Below are 14491 nucleotides of genomic sequence, written 5' to 3' on the forward strand. Positions count from 1 at the left end.
TGGGGCACGTTTGTCTTGGCCGCCGATTCTGGGATCGCTCTGGGGGCTTATTCATAAGCCGCAAAGAAGTAGAGGCCTACGATTGCCGCAACTGTGCTTGCGTATTTGCTGATGGGGTAGCGGTATCGGCCACCTTCTTCGCTGAGCATGCGCCATGTTTTGAGGTGCGCGATGGCGTGTTCGACGGCTGCGCGGATTCTCCTGACTTTGGTCACCCGAGCCTGGTTTCGCAGCTTGTACTGCGCTGAGCTGCGGTGATGTGTTTGCGCGGGAGCGGTGTGAGGCACTAATTCGGTGCTCTACGCTCGGTCAGGTGGCGTGGGTGAGGCGGGTACGGACGGCCTCCGGGGCGACCGCGGTCCAGATCGCCGAGTCCGTGCAGGGCCATCGACGGATCGTGGCCCATGTCGGGTCAGCGCACACCGAGGCCGAGCTGGGCCTGCTGGTCGAGCAGGCCCGTGGGCTGATCGACGACGCTGCACAGCAGGCCCTGGATCTGGGCGTCGCGCCGTCACCCCGGCGGGCGAGCTGATCGCGCCCACCGCGGCCGGCGGTGCCACGCAGGAGGGGCTGTTCGGCCAGATGCCGCGGCGCGCCCCGAGCACCACAACCCGGCGGGTGGGTGCGCCGCAGGTGATCACGACCGGGTCGCGGGTGCTGTTCGACATCCTCGCCGAGGTCTACGCGGGCCTCGGGTTCGCAGAGGTCGCTGATGACACGTTCCGCGACCTGGTGATCGCCCGGATCGTCGAGCCCACGTCCATCCTGGACACCGGTCGGGTGCTGGCCGGTCTGGGCGTCACCGCGGCGAGCGAAAAGACGATGCGCCGCACCCTGCTGCGCTGCACCGGGCGCAGCTACCGCGACGAGATCGCGAGGGCCTGCTTCACCCACGCCCGTGGCAGTGGGGATGTGTCGTTGTGTCTCTACGACGTCACCACCCTCTACTTCGAGGCGGAGAAGGAGGACGACCTGCGCAAGGTCGGGTTCTCCAAGGAACGCCGGGTCGACCCGCAGGTCGTCGTCGGGCTGCTGGTCGATCGCGCAGGGTTCCCCCTCGAGATCGGCTGTTTCGAGGGCAACAAGACCGAGACCGCGACGATCCTGCCGATCATCGAGGCCTTCCGGGCCCGACACCAGCTGCCGGTCGAGCCGGGCGGGATGGTCGTGGTCGCCGACGCAGGGATGCTCTCGGCCGCGAACCTGCGCGACCTCGACGAGGCCGACCTGCGGTTCATCGTCGGCTCCCGACTCACCAAGGCCCCGGTTGACCTGGAGTCGCACTTCCACTGGCACGGCGACGCCTTCGTCGACGGGCAGATCATCGACACCCTCACACCACGCGACCGCCGCACCGGGCGCAGCGAGAACAGCCCGAAGGTCAAGGCCGAGCCCGTCTGGAACCCCAACCAGCATCCGGGATCCTGGCGGGCGGTCTGGGCCTACTCCACGAAGCGGGCCGTCCGGGACCGGCGCACGTTGACCCTGCAGGAGAACCGGGCCCGCGAGGTCATCGCCGGCGAGAAGCCCGCGCGCACACCGCGGTTCGTCAAGGTCACCAACGGCTCCCGCGCCCTGGAGGCTTATTCATAAGCCGCAAAGAAGTAGAGGCCTACGATTGCCGCAACTGTGCTTTCGTATTTGCTGATGGGGTAGCGGTATCGGCCACCTTCTTCGCTGAGCATGCGCCATGTTTTGAGGTGCGCGATGGCGTGTTCGACGGCTGCGCGGATTCTGCCGAGGGCGGTGTTGAACTCGACTTGGCTGGGGTCGAGGTCGATACCGGGGGATCGCTTGTGCGGGACCGTGTTGATGCCCTCGACGCCGATGTAGCCGAGGTCGGCGACGGACGGGAGATCGCGCAGACGCTCCGCCAGCCCGGATGCGGCGTAGGCATGTGCGTCGTGGCGGGCGCCGTGAATCGGGACTTCGCCGACCGCGACGAGGACTCCGTCGAGGGTGGCGGCGATCTGCAGGTTCATGCCCGAGTAGCCGGCCTTGACCGAGAACAGGTCGGACACTGAGCCTTTTTCAACCTGACGTTTGTGCTGGTCAGGTAGCTGTGATCATGAGGGTCTGGACCGCGGCGACGAGCTGGGTGGCCTGGTTGGGGCTGGAGCGGATCTTGCGGAGGATCTTCCAGTTCTTCAGCTCGGCGTTGACCCGTTCACCGGGTGCCCGTCGTCGGGCGTGGGCGGCGTTGACCGCTTTCTGATTCGCTGACAGGGGCCGGTACCGGCCGGTGTCGAGGTCGCGGCGGCGGCGTCGGTGGGGGACGGTGATCGCGGGCCCGCCGCCTTGGTAGGCGGTGTCAGCGATCGCCCGCACCCCGGCGGTGTTGACCGCGTCGATGATCCCGTGGGCGCGGGCGGCACCCATGTCGTGCCGGGCTCCGGGTAGCGGTGGGGAGATCCACACCAGCCTGCCGACGGGGTCGGCGATGACCTGCACGTTCAGGCCGTGGCACTTGTGTTTGCCGGAGTAGAACGCCCGGTCGTAGCCGGATGTCATGCCGACCCGGTCGATACGCAGCAGCGTGCCGTCCAGGATCACGAACGCCTTCCCAGCGGCGACGGTGATGGCCTGTTCCAGGGTCGGGGCGAGCGCGGCGAGCAGACCGATCGCCTCGGTCAGGTACCGGTACACCGTCGCGGTGCTCACCGCGAACCCGCAGGCCAGGGCAGCGTAGGTCTCGCCCTTACGCAGGTAGGCGAGCACCAGCAAGGCCTGCCGACCGGCTGAGAGCCGGCGCCAGCGTGTTCCACGCTGACGCCGATGCCCCCGGAGAAGATCAGCAAGATCACGGACGCTACGGCTGGACACGTTCATCCCGGATGGGTAGGACAGCACACGGGGCTCCTGGCAGACGACGGTTCGACACCCATCCGTCTACCAGGAGCCCCACCCCGGCCGGCCTTCACGCCCCTGACCAGCACAAACGTCAGGTTGAAAAAGGCTCACTGCGTTCCAGTCCCACGTCGGGCACACGGTGCCATCGACCAGCACTGTTCCGCCTCCGAGGACCTCCCGCGGGTCGGGCACGACGTCGGCGAGGACCTCGCCGATCACCGGGCGCAGCAGGTCCCAGCGGCGACTGACCGTGGACTGGCTGACCCCGAAGATCGCGCCCGCGAAGTCCTGGGTCACGTTCTTGCGCATCAGCGTCACCACCATGGCCACTGACCGGAACAAGCCCAACGCAACAGGCCTACCTGCAGAAACGAACTTGCCGCCGCATCGGGCGTGTACTCTCACCACCAGATCGGTGAGTTGTCTATCGTCCAACCCTGTCATAGCTTTGAATCGCAACAGCTCTTCGCCGATCCTCGTTCGATGCCTGGGAACACCGAACAAACCGGCAAGGGCTGTTGCACTTCAAGCGCGACACACCGCCGTGCCGGTATCGAGACAAAATCGCCGGTGACGGCTTCCGCAGATCAACAGAATTACTCCCTTGTGAATAAGCCCCCTGGACGAGGCCTCCTTGGCTCGGGCATACCGGTTGGTCGGGTTGAAGGGTGAACCGTCCTGGGTCTGCGAGAGGCTGAGAGGCTTATTCAGGGCCCGTGAAATAACGATCTAGCCCGGCGTGTCGGGTTGGGCGACAGCCCGTCCATCGCGAAGATTAATTTGCCGAATCAATCCAAGATGAACGGGTTGTCGCAGTATGTACTATACCACTGGCTTTCGGCGTGATGAGATTCAGGATCTTGCCGCTCTGGTGCATGAGCAGGATCAGCGGAACGCGACTGGCCTGCGACGGCCTTGGCCGCCGATTCTGGGATTGTTCTGGTCGGTGGTGATCACGTTGGCGTATCTGCGCGGGAATCGTGTGCAGTGGGAGTTGGCGGAAACCTACGGGGTGTCGCAGTCGACGGTCAGTCGAGCGATCGCGGGGGTGACACCGTTGCTGGCACAGGCACTGCGGAGTGTCGTTCCGACTGCGGAGGAGCTTCGTGCCGATCGGCAGTACATCATCGACGGAACCCTACTGCCCTGCTGGTCATGGACCGCCGTACCAGGTCTGTGGTCGGGCAAGCATCGCACCACCGGCGTCGTCGTCCAGGTCGCAGCCACCCTGAGGCTTATTCAGGCTCCGTCAGGTAAGTGTGTAGAAGATGAGTCCGATGACTGCCGAGATTGTCGTTTTAAATGTGGCGTAGGGTCGGCGGTAGTCTGTGTGGAGAACTTTCCACGTTTTGATATGGGCGATGACTCGCTCGATGGTGGCGCGTGTGCGGTTGAGGCTCTTGTTGAATGTTTTCTGCCAGTCGAGAAGTTCCCGGCCGGGTTGTTTTTTGAACGGGGTGAGCATGCCGCGCCCGATGTAGCCTTTATCGCCGATCGGTGGGTATGTGGCGAGGTGGTCGAGGGCGCCGGATTGGTCGAGGCAATGTAGGTCGTGTCGGGAGCCTGGGGTCGGGTCGGAGATCCAGCACGTCCCGACCCCAATAGCGCATGAACTCGTAAGACAAGTGACCGAAGTCAGGACGGACGCGCAGCGGCCGGAGACCGACACGGCAACGCCAGATCAACAGCGACCAGAGGCGGCGAGGACGAGCCGGACACCGCCCAGGCCTGACCGAGGACGGGAGACGCGACTGGAGAACGCCCCAGGCGGCGAATGGAGACCGCCGGCCAGCCAGGCCGGCTGCACCAACACGCGACAGCGCGGTGCACCGAGCCCGTCCTGCGGCCCGCAGCAGCGCCACGAGCAAGCACCCACCGTGGACCATCACTACCGGCGAGTAACCATGTTCTCCTGAAGCCCATGCACACGATCTCCCGCGCACGCCGCGCCGGCGCCGCAGCACTACTCGCCGCCGCCGCACTCACCACCGCCGCAGCCATGACCACCAGCACTGCCACCGCAGCCACCCCCCACACCGCCGCCATCAACGCCGCCGACAACGGGCGGCCCTACTACGAGGTCTGGGAACCCGGACAGCACCGCCCCCACCACCCCGGAGAAGTCCACGTGCCTCGCCCTGACACCACCACCACCGACACCGACGGCCCCCACGCCGTCGGACCACTGCCCGCCACCCCCGCAGCAGCCGACACCGCAGCACGAGCAGCCGTGACCGAGCCGATCCCGACCGTCGAGCCGGCGACACACCCCCTACAGCAGGCCCTACTCGGACGCTGGACCCCCACCGACGACAGCGCCGGCGGGCGGGCATTCGTCGAATTCACCGACAACGGCCACTGGACCGGCTCCGACGGCTGCAACACCCTCCACGGCACCTGGACGGTCTCCGCCGACGGAGCATTCGTCGCCGACGCCGACCCGACCACTCTCATGGCCTGCGAGAACGTGCCCATCGCAGAGTGGCTCACCCAAGCCATCCACGCCCGAGTCACCCACACCCACCCCACCGACCGAACCACCGGCGAGACTCTCGTCCTGCACGACGGCTACAGCGACCTCACCGACCCCGCCGGCAACATCACCCTGACCCGCCATCACCCCTGACACCGTCCTCGCGCTCCGAGCACCCGTAGGCACGTGCTCAGCACGTCCCATACCCTCGCGCTCTTCACGGCCTCCGACCAACACCATCAGGCCGCGAAAAGCTCAAACCACCCTGAAATTCACATGAACACGCGCATGTCAGCAACTATGTACAGAGTCATCATTGCGGCCGCAATGTCCGGCCTCGTCAAGCTGGGATGGGAAGTCATCCTCCCCGCGCGCACCCCAGACAGAGCGTCACCGCCTGTGGTCCTACTCGAACAAGCCGGGCTCCCCGCAAACGAATGGACCTACACATTCTCTGCCCACACAATAAACTTCGGAGGGATCACAACACATTTCATCTTCTGCGCCGTAGCGGCGGCCGCATTCCTCTTCCTCGCGCAGCGCATCCACCTCAACCGGATCTGGCTGGTAACCCTGTTCGGGACCGGCGCATGGCTGGGCTTCCACTGGATCGCCTTACCCCTCCTCGGATTGACCCCGGCAACTGCGGACCTCCCGTTCGACGAGAACCTTTCAGAGTTCCTAGGGCATTTGCTGTGGGCATGGGTGATCAGCTACTGCACCACCACCGGCACACCGGAACTCGCTCACGAAGAGAGGACGGTCAAGGTCGGCAACCCCGATACCTGACGAACCACGTGACGGCCCCCAACGGGCAGCCATTCGCGTGAACACTCTCCCCCGCGACGAACGCAGTGCGTAGCCGACATACACCGACCGAGTGGTGGTGCGTGGCCTGCAGTTTCCCGCGCAGGGCGCCTGTCGTTGCAGCTGGTACGGGCTCCCCCTCGTATTCGAGTACCAGCACTACCTGGAGGACATGCGTGATGTGGAAGAAGGCCGGAATTGTCGTGGCTGCGTCGGCGGCATCGCTGATGGCGCTCTCGCCGGTGGCGATGGCCCACACCAGCAGCGACCGGGGTGACCATGGTGACCACGGGATCGACAAGAGCGCCGAAGGCCTGATCGCCGGGCTGAACGGCAACAACGTCAACGTGCCCGTGCAGGTGTGCAACAACAACATCCCGGTCAACCTCGTCGGCCTGCAGGTCCCCATCGAGGACGCCGCCGCTGCGAACGGCCTCACCGGCGCCCTCGGCATCCTCGGAGAGGCCAAGGCCAAGTCTGGGGACTCGGTCACCGACCAGTCCGATAACTGCGCCCAGGCCAGCGACACCGGCGACACCGTGAAGGGCCACAAGTAACACCCCCCGCACAACGCGGTCATTTGCCCCGCGCGTGCAGAACAGAGCCCCGCACTCCGAGCGGCCACGGCACCGACAGCACAGGGTGCCGACAACCCCCGGGGTGCGGGGCTCTCCCACACCCCCCGGGCGCCCCACGCCGGGCGACGGTCACACCGGGCGCTTCTACACTGGTCCCCGTGTCTGACCGCTCCGACCCGATGGGCCCCGACGACATCCTGGTCATCGCCAGCCAGGACTTCACCGTCCGCGGCAACAAAGACCTCTACCAGGCCTCCTACGCCCTGATGAGCTACTTCTCCGGGCTCTGCCGACACGGCCGCATCGCCGACGCCTACGCCGGACCCACCCAGCCTCCCGCCGAACACGGCTACGACCCCGACGACCTCGGCGGCGAGCACCTCACCGTCCGGATCGAAGTCATCGCCGACACCGTCGACCACGGCACCACCACCGCCCTCGAGACCATGCACCGCGGCTTCACCACCCTCGCCCGGACACTGCCCGACCAGTACAGCCCCGACGAGATCCAAGTGCTGACCATCGCCATCGGCGGCGACGACCTGACCATCACCCACCTCGACCGCACCGCCGCCTACCGACGGGTCGGCCTCACCCCCTGACCCGAATCAGCAGTGACCACCAGTCTCCAGGCCCGACCCGCCGGGATCGAGCAACTCCGGATGGGCCCGTAGATAGGCATCCCGCACCTGCCCCGACAACCGCCCCCGCGCACCCACCGGATAACCCTGAGCCTGCGCCCACACCCGCACCGCACCCACCGACACCGACGACCTCGGCGGCGAAGTCGAAGTCGGGGTCGGGGTCGGCGCAGCCTTCCCGGGACCGCCCTGGTCCCGACCGACCGCGGCGCCACCCGCGGCCTCCTCGCCCGACACATCCTCAGCAGCACCGGCCCTGACACCAGAGCTGGTGCCGACCTCAGGGCCGATCTCGGGACCGCTGATGACGCCGGCGGTGGCGCAGGGAATGTCGTGAACAATGTCGGAGGGAACGTCGCCGAGCGGCCACAAGGCCAGAGGCACATCCCCCTCATGCGCGATAACGCGGCGAGTGGCCGAGCGCCGACGCCGGACCCGCTCCGACCTATCACGAACCGAATCGCCAGCACCAGCTCCATCAGCACCAGCAGCAGCCACGACGCCGGCCTGGGCTGACCCGGTGACAACCGCCGCGGAGGCGTGAGCCCCGACCTCGCTGACCCGGTGGACCTCTCCGAGAACGGTGAGGTCGGCCAGGTCGCGGAGCAGGGTGTTGACGAACACCTGAGCGACGTCGGTGTGGGCGTGATGATCCAGAAACGCCGACACCACCCGCACCGCGGTCAGCGCCTCAGCCTCCCGATCACCCCACACCGGATGCGACTCCACACCCCGCGCCGCCCGCCGCGCCGCCCGCACCACCTCCGCGAACCGGCGAACCCGCACAATCTCCCCCGCCACACCCGACCCCACAGCATCGGGCACCGCAGCAGCGGGAACCGCGCCGTCCAGTACCCCGGCGTCCGGGTCGGGTCTGCTCACCCGCCCATGCTCACCCAGACGACCCTGGACCCGCTACCGCAGCGAGGTAGGCGTCCCGGACATGGGCTGGGAGCCGCCCCCGCTCACCGACGGTGTAGCCGTTCTCCCGAGCCCACTCCCGCACCAACCGCGCATCCGGAACCACCGACACCGCCGACACCGACACCGCCGACGAGCCAGGGGCAGGGGCAGGGGCAGAGACCGGCGCGGGAGCCGCAGTAGCGGCAGCCCCGGCCGCCGCGGCGGACGTAGCGGCGCCAGCACCTGCCGCAGCGGCGGCGGCAGTGTCCATGATCGGTCGCAGGATCTTCGCCAACGCATACGCCGCGACGTCACACGCCTTCATCTTCGCCCCCTCCGTCGCCGTACACACCACGACCTCACCCGCAGTGTCGCCCACCAACAGACGCGCCGACACCGTCGCGGCGAACCCCTGCGGATGCCCCGACTTCCCCACCCCCGCCGGGACCGCACCGATCTCCAGATCCGCGATCCGCTCCACCTGCCGCCAATGATGCAACAACGCCCGCGGCGAGGTGTACTTCCCCAACACCGGATCCTGACCCGGCTTCACCCCACCCGGCACCACACCCTTCCGGCCGGCCCCCCTCGACCCCGCACCCCTCGACCCGGACGGTGCCGCCCCGGACGGCTCCTTCTGCACGGCATTCTGCTGCGTGGCCTTCTGCAACCCCGGACCTGTCGAACCGGCCTGCCCAGCGCTACCCTCACCCCGAACAGCCCCGGACCCGACACCGACCTCACCATCAGCCTCGGCGTCGGGCGCCCCCGCCCCAGCACCCACCTGCGACACCGGCACGGCCTGCACCGCGCCGGGCCCCGCACGTCCCGCCCCGGCCGCCGAGGGCGGGACGCTGCCCGGGGCAGCGAACACCGGCGTCACCGTCGGCGCCTCCACCGGATCAGGAACCACAGGGATCCCCGCAGCCTTCAACCACGTCCGCAACGCCGCCGGCGGCACCTGAAGAACATCCGCGGCAGCCTTCGCCGACATCCCCCGACGGATCATCGTCTCCGCCCGCTCCAACACCCGAGCCCGATCCCGCTCCGCATCCACCGACGTCCCCAGACGTACAGCATGCTCACGCTCCCCCAGCTTCAAATCCTCCGCAGCCGACAACACACACGCCAACGAGCAATACATCCCCAACCGCAGATGACGACCCCCACCACCCGGCGACCGCTCCAACAAATACCAACCGGTCGGGACACTGATCCCCACCGCCGTCAACTTGCACGACCGACAAAAATACGACCGCTCCACACCCCCCGACGGCGACGGCCCCCACGGCCCCGCAGAGGGTGTCGCCCGCCGATCCGGCACCCGACGACCCGGCTCCCGCCGCGCCCCACCCGAACCCGACGACCTACCCGCACCCGACATCCTGGAATGCTCGTACCGCACCGTGACCCCGCCAATCAGAAATATCGCGAACCCGACCCCTGCAACGGTAACCAGAACGGCACCCACGCCAGGTCATGAGACAGCGGACCGGACACGAAGCGGTCCCGTACCCTCCCGATGATGATCGTGCGCGCCACCGCGAAAGTACTCACCGCCATCCGGCAACGCCCCGACCAGCTCCCCACCCTCCCCCCGACCGGGGACGACTGGTACCTGCACCTGGCCTGGCTCCGCGCACGCAAATGCCTCCTACTCACCCACGCCGACACCCTATTCTCGGTGTTCATCCCCGACATCCGCGTCCACGACCTGCGCCCACCCGGCCCCCTGCTCGTGGCACGCATCCACGCCGCCCTCGACGCCGCGGACCTCCCCACCGACGCCCTCGGCGAACTCGACCCCGACACCGTCGCCCTGGCCAAAACCCTCGACCGACGCGTCCGAGGCGTCATGAACGACCACCTCTACACCGTCGAACACCTCCTCGACCACCACAGCATCGGCATCGACCCCGACCGACCCGGCATCACCGCCCCCGACACCCTCGACCTCATCCACCGCCACCTACGCCGCACCATCAACAGCCCCACCGGCTACACCCAACCCATCGACGCCATCCGCGCCCGCCTCACCACCTGACAACAAGCCGACACCCCCACGGGACGACAGCTGTCAACAGCGACGCAGACTCCCCTCCCTTGTTCAGGCGACCGTCCGTGTGACCAACAGGCGTCTACCGGCCACGCACAGTTCGTGCCCTACTCTCATTGCGTGACGATCATGCTTCCCGACAGGGCTACACGAGGTTCCCGCCGACACGGCATCGCCCGCCGTGCCGTGGCCGGACTGACCGCCGCGGCCGCGCTGGCCGCGTCCCTGCTCCTGGCCCCCGCCGCCAGCGCCGCCGACACACCACCACCCGGGCAGCCCTACGGCCAGGGCCAGTCCAGCCAGTCCACCGTGCGCCCCGGCGGGAACCCCGAATGCCGCCCAGGTGACCCCCTGTGGTGCGAGGTCGATGGCGGGTTCATCACCATCCGCTTCTTCGAACCCGGCACCTACGAGTTCGAGTTCACCATGAGCGACGCCGACAACCGCGGCGAATACACCACCCGCCACACCGTCACCAACGACGGCCACAGCGGACCGGTCACCATCCAGGTCGTCAGCCCCTACTTCCGCGAAATGGGCTTCAAGATCGACAAGTTCAGCTACCGCTGGTAGGGCACCCACGCACGCCGGTGGGGCGGCCCCCGGGGAGTCGGGGCCGCCCCACCGGGGGTGGCAACAACAGCGCCGTTCAGCGGCGCCATTCAGTCGCGCTGGTCAGCCGAGGGGGATGACTCCCAGCGCGATCGCCGTTGCCATCATCACCAGCGAGCACACGGCGGCCCGCCAGATGACCTTCTTGTGATGATCAGCGAGGTCGACCTTGGCCAGCGACACCAGCAGCAGCATCGCCGGGACCAGGGGGCTGGTCATGTGCACCGGCTGCCCGATGATCGAGGCGCGTGCCATCTCCACCGGCGAGATGCCGTAATGCCCGGCCGCCTCGGACAAGATCGGCAGGATCCCGAAGTAGAACGCGTCGTTGGTGAGGAAGAACGTCAACGGCATACTCAGCACACTGACAATCACCGCGAACCAGCTGCCCACCTCCGCCGGGACCGCCGTGACGATCCCGTTCGCCATCGCCGCGACCATCCCGGTACCCGACAGCACCCCGACCAACACCGACGCGGCGAACACCATCGCGACCACCGCCACGATCGAGCTGGCATGCGCGGTCACGGCGGTGACCTGATCGGCCGGGCGAGGGAAGTTCACGACCAACGCGATCGCTGACGCGGCGACGAACACCAGCGACAACGGCAACACATCCAGCCCCAACACCACCAACAGCGCCGCGGTCAACACCAGGTTGAACCAGATCAACTTCGGGCGCAGCGTCGGCCTGTTCGGATCCAGCACCCCACCTGCGTCGATGAACCCGTCCCCCGGACCTGCCGCATCCCCGCCAGCACCAGCTGTGACAGCCGCGGCAGGCGCGGACTGTCCCGCAGGACCAGCACCGTCAGCACCAGCACCGCCCGGGTCAGGCGCGGCACCGACGGGCTCGAGGACACCCTCGAGTTCATCGGCGACGATCGGCAACGGCCGCCCGGCCCTGGCAAGCCGACGACGTTCCGAACGGCCGAGGAACCAGGCCAGGATCAGCACCGTGGCCATCCCCAGCACCATGCTCGGGATCATCGGGTTGAACAGCTCCGAGGGAGACACCTTCAGCGCCGTCGCCGCCCGCGCGGTCGGTCCACCCCACGGCAGGATGTTGAGCACCCCGTTGGCCAGATTCGCCACCACAGTCAACACCACCGGACTCAGCCCGAGGCGCAGATAGATCGGCAGCAACGCCGAGACCGTGATGATGAACGTGGTCGACCCATCCCCATCCAGCGACACCGCCCCCGCCAGGACCGCAGTCAGCACCACCAGACGGACCGGGTCGTTGTTCACCGCGCGCAGCACGAACCGGATCAACGGATCGAACAACCCGACATCGATCATCGTCCCGAAGAAGATGATCGCGAAGAACAACAACACCGCAGTCGGAGCGAAATCCTTCATCGCCGACGTGATCGACTTGACGACCCCGTCCTCACCCGACTCCGCGACCCCCGTACCAACCGCGACCAGAGCGAAGGTCAACGGCACCAACACCAGCGCCAACGTCGGAGCGAGCCGCTTCGACAAGATCAAGTACATGAAGACCGCGATCATCGCGGACCCCAGAGCGATAAGCATGCAGGTCCTCGCATCATTGCCGGGGCCACGCCCCATCGGCCGACTTGCGGACAGTAACCAGCCACCGGCCAGTGTCCACAAGATTTGACCATAAAGAAACTAAAGACCACGATGCGTGACGAAAATTCCGGGGTCCCGCTGGTCTGCCTCACCCGGACACCGAACGCGCTCAGGCCCCCACCCGCGCCGTGCCACCCGACGCGGTCGAGACGCTCCAGCAGCGCCCGGTCTTGACCGCAAGCCCGGCCCCGGCCAGCGCGGTCAGTGCTTTCGACACCGCCGGGGCCTTCCGGCCAGTCGCTGCGGCGATGTCCCCGGTCCGGGTGTGCCCGGCGGCCAGGGCGGCGTAGACCTCCCGCTGCGCAGGCGACAACCCACTCACAGCGCCAGGCTCAGCGCTGCACTCGGCCCCGGCCGCGGCATCGGGCCCCTCGACCGAGGCCGGTCGGGACACGACGTCGGCGGCGGTCAACGCCGCCGGCACGGCGACACCCGCCCCCCCCGCCGGCAACGCCACCACCGACACCGGCGCCGACGCAGCCAAGTCCGGGGCCGGAGCCGGGGCGTCTGGGAACGACTCGGCAGCCCCACCAGGGCTGGTGGTGCAGGGCCCCGGCAAAGTCGCTAGATGATCTTGTGGTGGGCCGTGACACGCGGCACCGTTGCGGCGCCGCGCGGCGCTATAGCTGGTCACAGACAGGTGCAGTGCGGCAATCAGAAGGCCGCGGGGGACGGTTCCCACCGTCTATCACGACTTTGCCGGGGCCCTGGCCCACGCCCGACGACGGGCACCCGGTGAACGGGTCAACGCCGAGCTGAAGAACTGGAAGATCCTCCGCAAGATCCGCTCCAGCCCCAACCAGGCCACCCAGCTCGTCGCCGCGGTCCAGACCCTCATGATCACAGCTACCTGACCAGCACAAACGTCAGGTTGAAAAAGGCTCACTAGCCGTTTCGTATCGTTCTGTTAATCGTTATGTTTTTAGTTTCGTTGCAACGAAACGATACGAAACAGCTAGTGCTTGGCGGGATCATCCATGAGATCCCGCCAAGCAGCAGCTAGGCTCCGGCGGTGCCGCACGCCGAGCTCGACGCCGCCCCGGACGCCTCGGCCGCGGTCGACGCTCCGCTGTCGCCGGACGAGGCCGCCTACGTCGCCGCGGCCCGCGCGCACAACACCCGCCGCGGCTACCGCTCGGGTCTGGACCGGCTTCACCGCGTTCTGCACCGACCACGACCTGACGCCGCTGCCCGCTGCGCCGGTGACGGTGTCGGCCTACCTGGTCGCGCTCGCCCAGACCGGGGCGAAGGTCCGCACCATCGCCAAGCACTTGTCCGGGATCCGCGCCGCGCACCGCGCCGCGGACCTGCCCGATCCCGCCGTCACCGCCCGTGTGACCGCCGTTTGGGAAGGCATCCGCCGCAGCCACGGCGCCCCACCCAGTCAGGCCGCCCCCCTCATGCCGCCACTGCTCGACCAGGCCGTCGCCGCCTGCCCGACCACCCGCACCTGGAAGAACCGCCCCGGCGAACCGTCACTGGCCGGCGCCCGCGACCGGGCCCTGCTGCTCCTCGGATTCTGGGGCGCCCTCCGTCGCGCCGAGCTCGCCGCGCTCACCGTCGAACAGCTCGGCCCCGAACACGAACTGCGCAGCGGACGCCGCGGCCGCGTCCTGACCCTGCACCGCTCGAAGACCAACCAGACCGGCGACCAGGCAGAACTCATCGGCCTACCCCGCGCCGAACACCCCGACCACTGCCCGCTCACCGCCCTCGACACCTGGCTCGACCTCGCCGGGATCACCACCGGGCCGATCCTGCGCAAGGTCTCCACCGGCACCGCGTCCACGACCAACCCCTACACCCCGAGTCGATCAACAACCTCATCCAGGGCGCCACCACCCGCGCCGGACTGCCCGGCGGCCCCTACAGCGCCCACGGGGCTTGACCCCGGAATCGATCTGGACGAGCAATCGTCAAGACCTGTGGATGAAGATCTTTTAGGCGGCTTCGGTGTGGGTGTGGGCATCGG

General features: G+C 67.7%; 18 protein-coding genes and 2 pseudogenes. 11 read left to right on the forward strand and 9 right to left on the reverse strand.

All coding sequences use genetic code 11. From position 1 onward, the window contains the following. The 3 genes from KPL57_RS54790 to KPL57_RS54800 all read left to right on the forward strand — a co-directional run. On the forward strand, positions 1–248 hold a 248-nt coding region (locus KPL57_RS54790), incomplete at its 5' end, for a hypothetical protein (protein ID WP_226358218.1). Positions 249–313: 65 nt separating this feature from the next. Continuing rightward, a complete protein-coding gene (locus KPL57_RS54795; protein WP_226358219.1) occupies positions 314–532 on the forward strand; it encodes a hypothetical protein in 219 nt (72 codons plus the stop codon). Between the two features lie 86 nt (positions 533–618). Next, positions 619–1593: an IS1634 family transposase gene (locus KPL57_RS54800; RefSeq protein ID WP_226358220.1), complete on the forward strand. Its 975-nt coding sequence runs from the start codon at positions 619–621 to the stop codon at positions 1591–1593. On the opposite strand, the gene KPL57_RS54805 is transcribed toward KPL57_RS54800, so the two are convergent. Genes KPL57_RS54805 through KPL57_RS54815 form a run of 3 tightly spaced genes read right to left on the reverse strand, consistent with a single transcriptional unit; the run spans position 1584 to position 3174 of the window. Beyond that, complete coding sequence (locus KPL57_RS54805; RefSeq protein ID WP_226358210.1) at positions 1584–2021, reverse strand: transposase family protein; 438 nt, start codon at positions 2019–2021, stop codon at positions 1584–1586. The two genes, KPL57_RS54800 and KPL57_RS54805, sit on opposite strands and share 10 nt — an antisense overlap. A gap of 31 nt (positions 2022–2052) precedes the next feature. Further along, positions 2053–2850 carry a transposase family protein gene (locus KPL57_RS54810; protein ID WP_226350737.1) on the reverse strand — a complete coding sequence of 266 codons (798 nt, stop codon included), beginning with the start codon at positions 2848–2850 and terminating at the stop codon, positions 2053–2055. 39 nt (positions 2851–2889) lie between these two features. Beyond that, positions 2890–3174 (reverse strand): transposase family protein, encoded by a 285-nt coding sequence (locus KPL57_RS54815; RefSeq protein ID WP_226358211.1) that lies wholly within the window; start codon positions 3172–3174, stop codon positions 2890–2892. A 493-nt stretch (positions 3175–3667) separates the two neighbouring features. On the opposite strand from KPL57_RS54815, the pseudogene KPL57_RS54820 reads away from it, so the two are divergent. After that, positions 3668–3916: pseudogene (locus tag KPL57_RS54820) on the forward strand (transposase family protein); the annotation flags it as partial. Between the two features lie 183 nt (positions 3917–4099). Here KPL57_RS54820 and KPL57_RS54825 read toward each other — a convergent pair. Further along, on the reverse strand, positions 4100–4519 hold the full coding sequence (locus tag KPL57_RS54825) for a transposase family protein (RefSeq protein ID WP_226358213.1): 420 nt from the start codon (positions 4517–4519) through the stop codon (positions 4100–4102). Between the two features lie 252 nt (positions 4520–4771). Between KPL57_RS54825 and KPL57_RS68245 the strand changes: the two genes are divergently transcribed. From KPL57_RS68245 to KPL57_RS54845, 4 genes are all read left to right on the forward strand, one after another. Further along, entirely contained in the window at positions 4772–5476 is a 705-nt protein-coding gene (locus KPL57_RS68245) for an META domain-containing protein (protein ID WP_264199792.1), read from the forward strand. 33 nt (positions 5477–5509) lie between these two features. After that, positions 5510–6112, forward strand: coding sequence for a DUF1440 domain-containing protein (locus KPL57_RS54835; protein WP_226358214.1), 603 nt, complete (start codon positions 5510–5512; stop codon positions 6110–6112). 197 nt (positions 6113–6309) lie between these two features. Further along, positions 6310–6687: a hypothetical protein gene (locus KPL57_RS54840; protein ID WP_226358221.1), complete on the forward strand. Its 378-nt coding sequence runs from the start codon at positions 6310–6312 to the stop codon at positions 6685–6687. Positions 6688–6866: 179 nt separating this feature from the next. Further along, positions 6867–7310, forward strand: coding sequence for a hypothetical protein (locus KPL57_RS54845; RefSeq protein ID WP_226358222.1), 444 nt, complete (start codon positions 6867–6869; stop codon positions 7308–7310). Positions 7311–7316: 6 nt separating this feature from the next. Here KPL57_RS54845 and KPL57_RS68250 read toward each other — a convergent pair whose 3' ends face one another. Together KPL57_RS68250 and KPL57_RS73090 are read right to left on the reverse strand one after the other, a co-directional pair. Then, a complete protein-coding gene (locus KPL57_RS68250; protein ID WP_264199793.1) occupies positions 7317–8231 on the reverse strand; it encodes an Lsr2 family protein in 915 nt (304 codons plus the stop codon). A 10-nt stretch (positions 8232–8241) separates the two neighbouring features. Further along, on the reverse strand, positions 8242–9636 hold the full coding sequence (locus KPL57_RS73090) for a histone-like nucleoid-structuring protein Lsr2 (protein WP_374203927.1): 1395 nt from the start codon (positions 9634–9636) through the stop codon (positions 8242–8244). 138 nt (positions 9637–9774) lie between these two features. On the opposite strand from KPL57_RS73090, the gene KPL57_RS54860 reads away from it, so the two are divergent. Next, positions 9775–10296: a hypothetical protein gene (locus KPL57_RS54860; protein WP_226358223.1), complete on the forward strand. Its 522-nt coding sequence runs from the start codon at positions 9775–9777 to the stop codon at positions 10294–10296. A gap of 132 nt (positions 10297–10428) precedes the next feature. Next, a complete protein-coding gene (locus KPL57_RS54865; RefSeq protein ID WP_226358224.1) occupies positions 10429–10881 on the forward strand; it encodes a hypothetical protein in 453 nt (150 codons plus the stop codon). 102 nt (positions 10882–10983) lie between these two features. Here KPL57_RS54865 and KPL57_RS54870 read toward each other — a convergent pair whose 3' ends face one another. The 3 genes from KPL57_RS54870 to KPL57_RS54880 all read right to left on the reverse strand — a co-directional run bounded on the left by KPL57_RS54870 (position 10984) and on the right by KPL57_RS54880 (position 13357). Further along, positions 10984–12459, reverse strand: coding sequence for a CitMHS family transporter (locus KPL57_RS54870; RefSeq protein ID WP_226358225.1), 1476 nt, complete (start codon positions 12457–12459; stop codon positions 10984–10986). Positions 12460–12628: 169 nt separating this feature from the next. Beyond that, a complete protein-coding gene (locus KPL57_RS54875; protein WP_226358226.1) occupies positions 12629–12841 on the reverse strand; it encodes a MarR family transcriptional regulator in 213 nt (70 codons plus the stop codon). 366 nt (positions 12842–13207) lie between these two features. Then, positions 13208–13357, reverse strand: a complete 150-nt coding sequence (locus KPL57_RS54880) for a hypothetical protein (protein WP_226358227.1) — start codon at positions 13355–13357, stop codon at positions 13208–13210. Between the two features lie 364 nt (positions 13358–13721). On the opposite strand from KPL57_RS54880, the pseudogene KPL57_RS54885 reads away from it, so the two are divergent. Next, positions 13722–14491 (forward strand): annotated as a pseudogene (locus tag KPL57_RS54885) (hypothetical protein); the annotation flags it as partial.

Source organism: Pseudonocardia sp. ICBG601 (assembly GCF_020496245.1).

What these genes read in the sequence shown, in the direction of transcription:
- KPL57_RS54815 (WP_226358211.1), bottom strand. Translation starts at nt 3,174, where the DNA reads ATGGTGGTGACGCTGATGCGCAAGAACGTGACCCAGGACTTCGCGGGC.
- KPL57_RS68245 (WP_264199792.1), top strand. Translation starts at nt 4,772, where the DNA reads ATGCACACGATCTCCCGCGCACGCCGCGCCGGCGCCGCAGCACTACTC.
- KPL57_RS54840 (WP_226358221.1), top strand. Translation starts at nt 6,310, where the DNA reads ATGTGGAAGAAGGCCGGAATTGTCGTGGCTGCGTCGGCGGCATCGCTG.
- KPL57_RS73090 (WP_374203927.1), bottom strand. Translation starts at nt 9,636, where the DNA reads ATGTCGGGTGCGGGTAGGTCGTCGGGTTCGGGTGGGGCGCGGCGGGAG.
- KPL57_RS54860 (WP_226358223.1), top strand. Translation starts at nt 9,775, where the DNA reads ATGATGATCGTGCGCGCCACCGCGAAAGTACTCACCGCCATCCGGCAA.
- KPL57_RS54870 (WP_226358225.1), bottom strand. Translation starts at nt 12,459, where the DNA reads ATGCTTATCGCTCTGGGGTCCGCGATGATCGCGGTCTTCATGTACTTG.
- KPL57_RS54880 (WP_226358227.1), bottom strand. Translation starts at nt 13,357, where the DNA reads ATGAGGGTCTGGACCGCGGCGACGAGCTGGGTGGCCTGGTTGGGGCTG.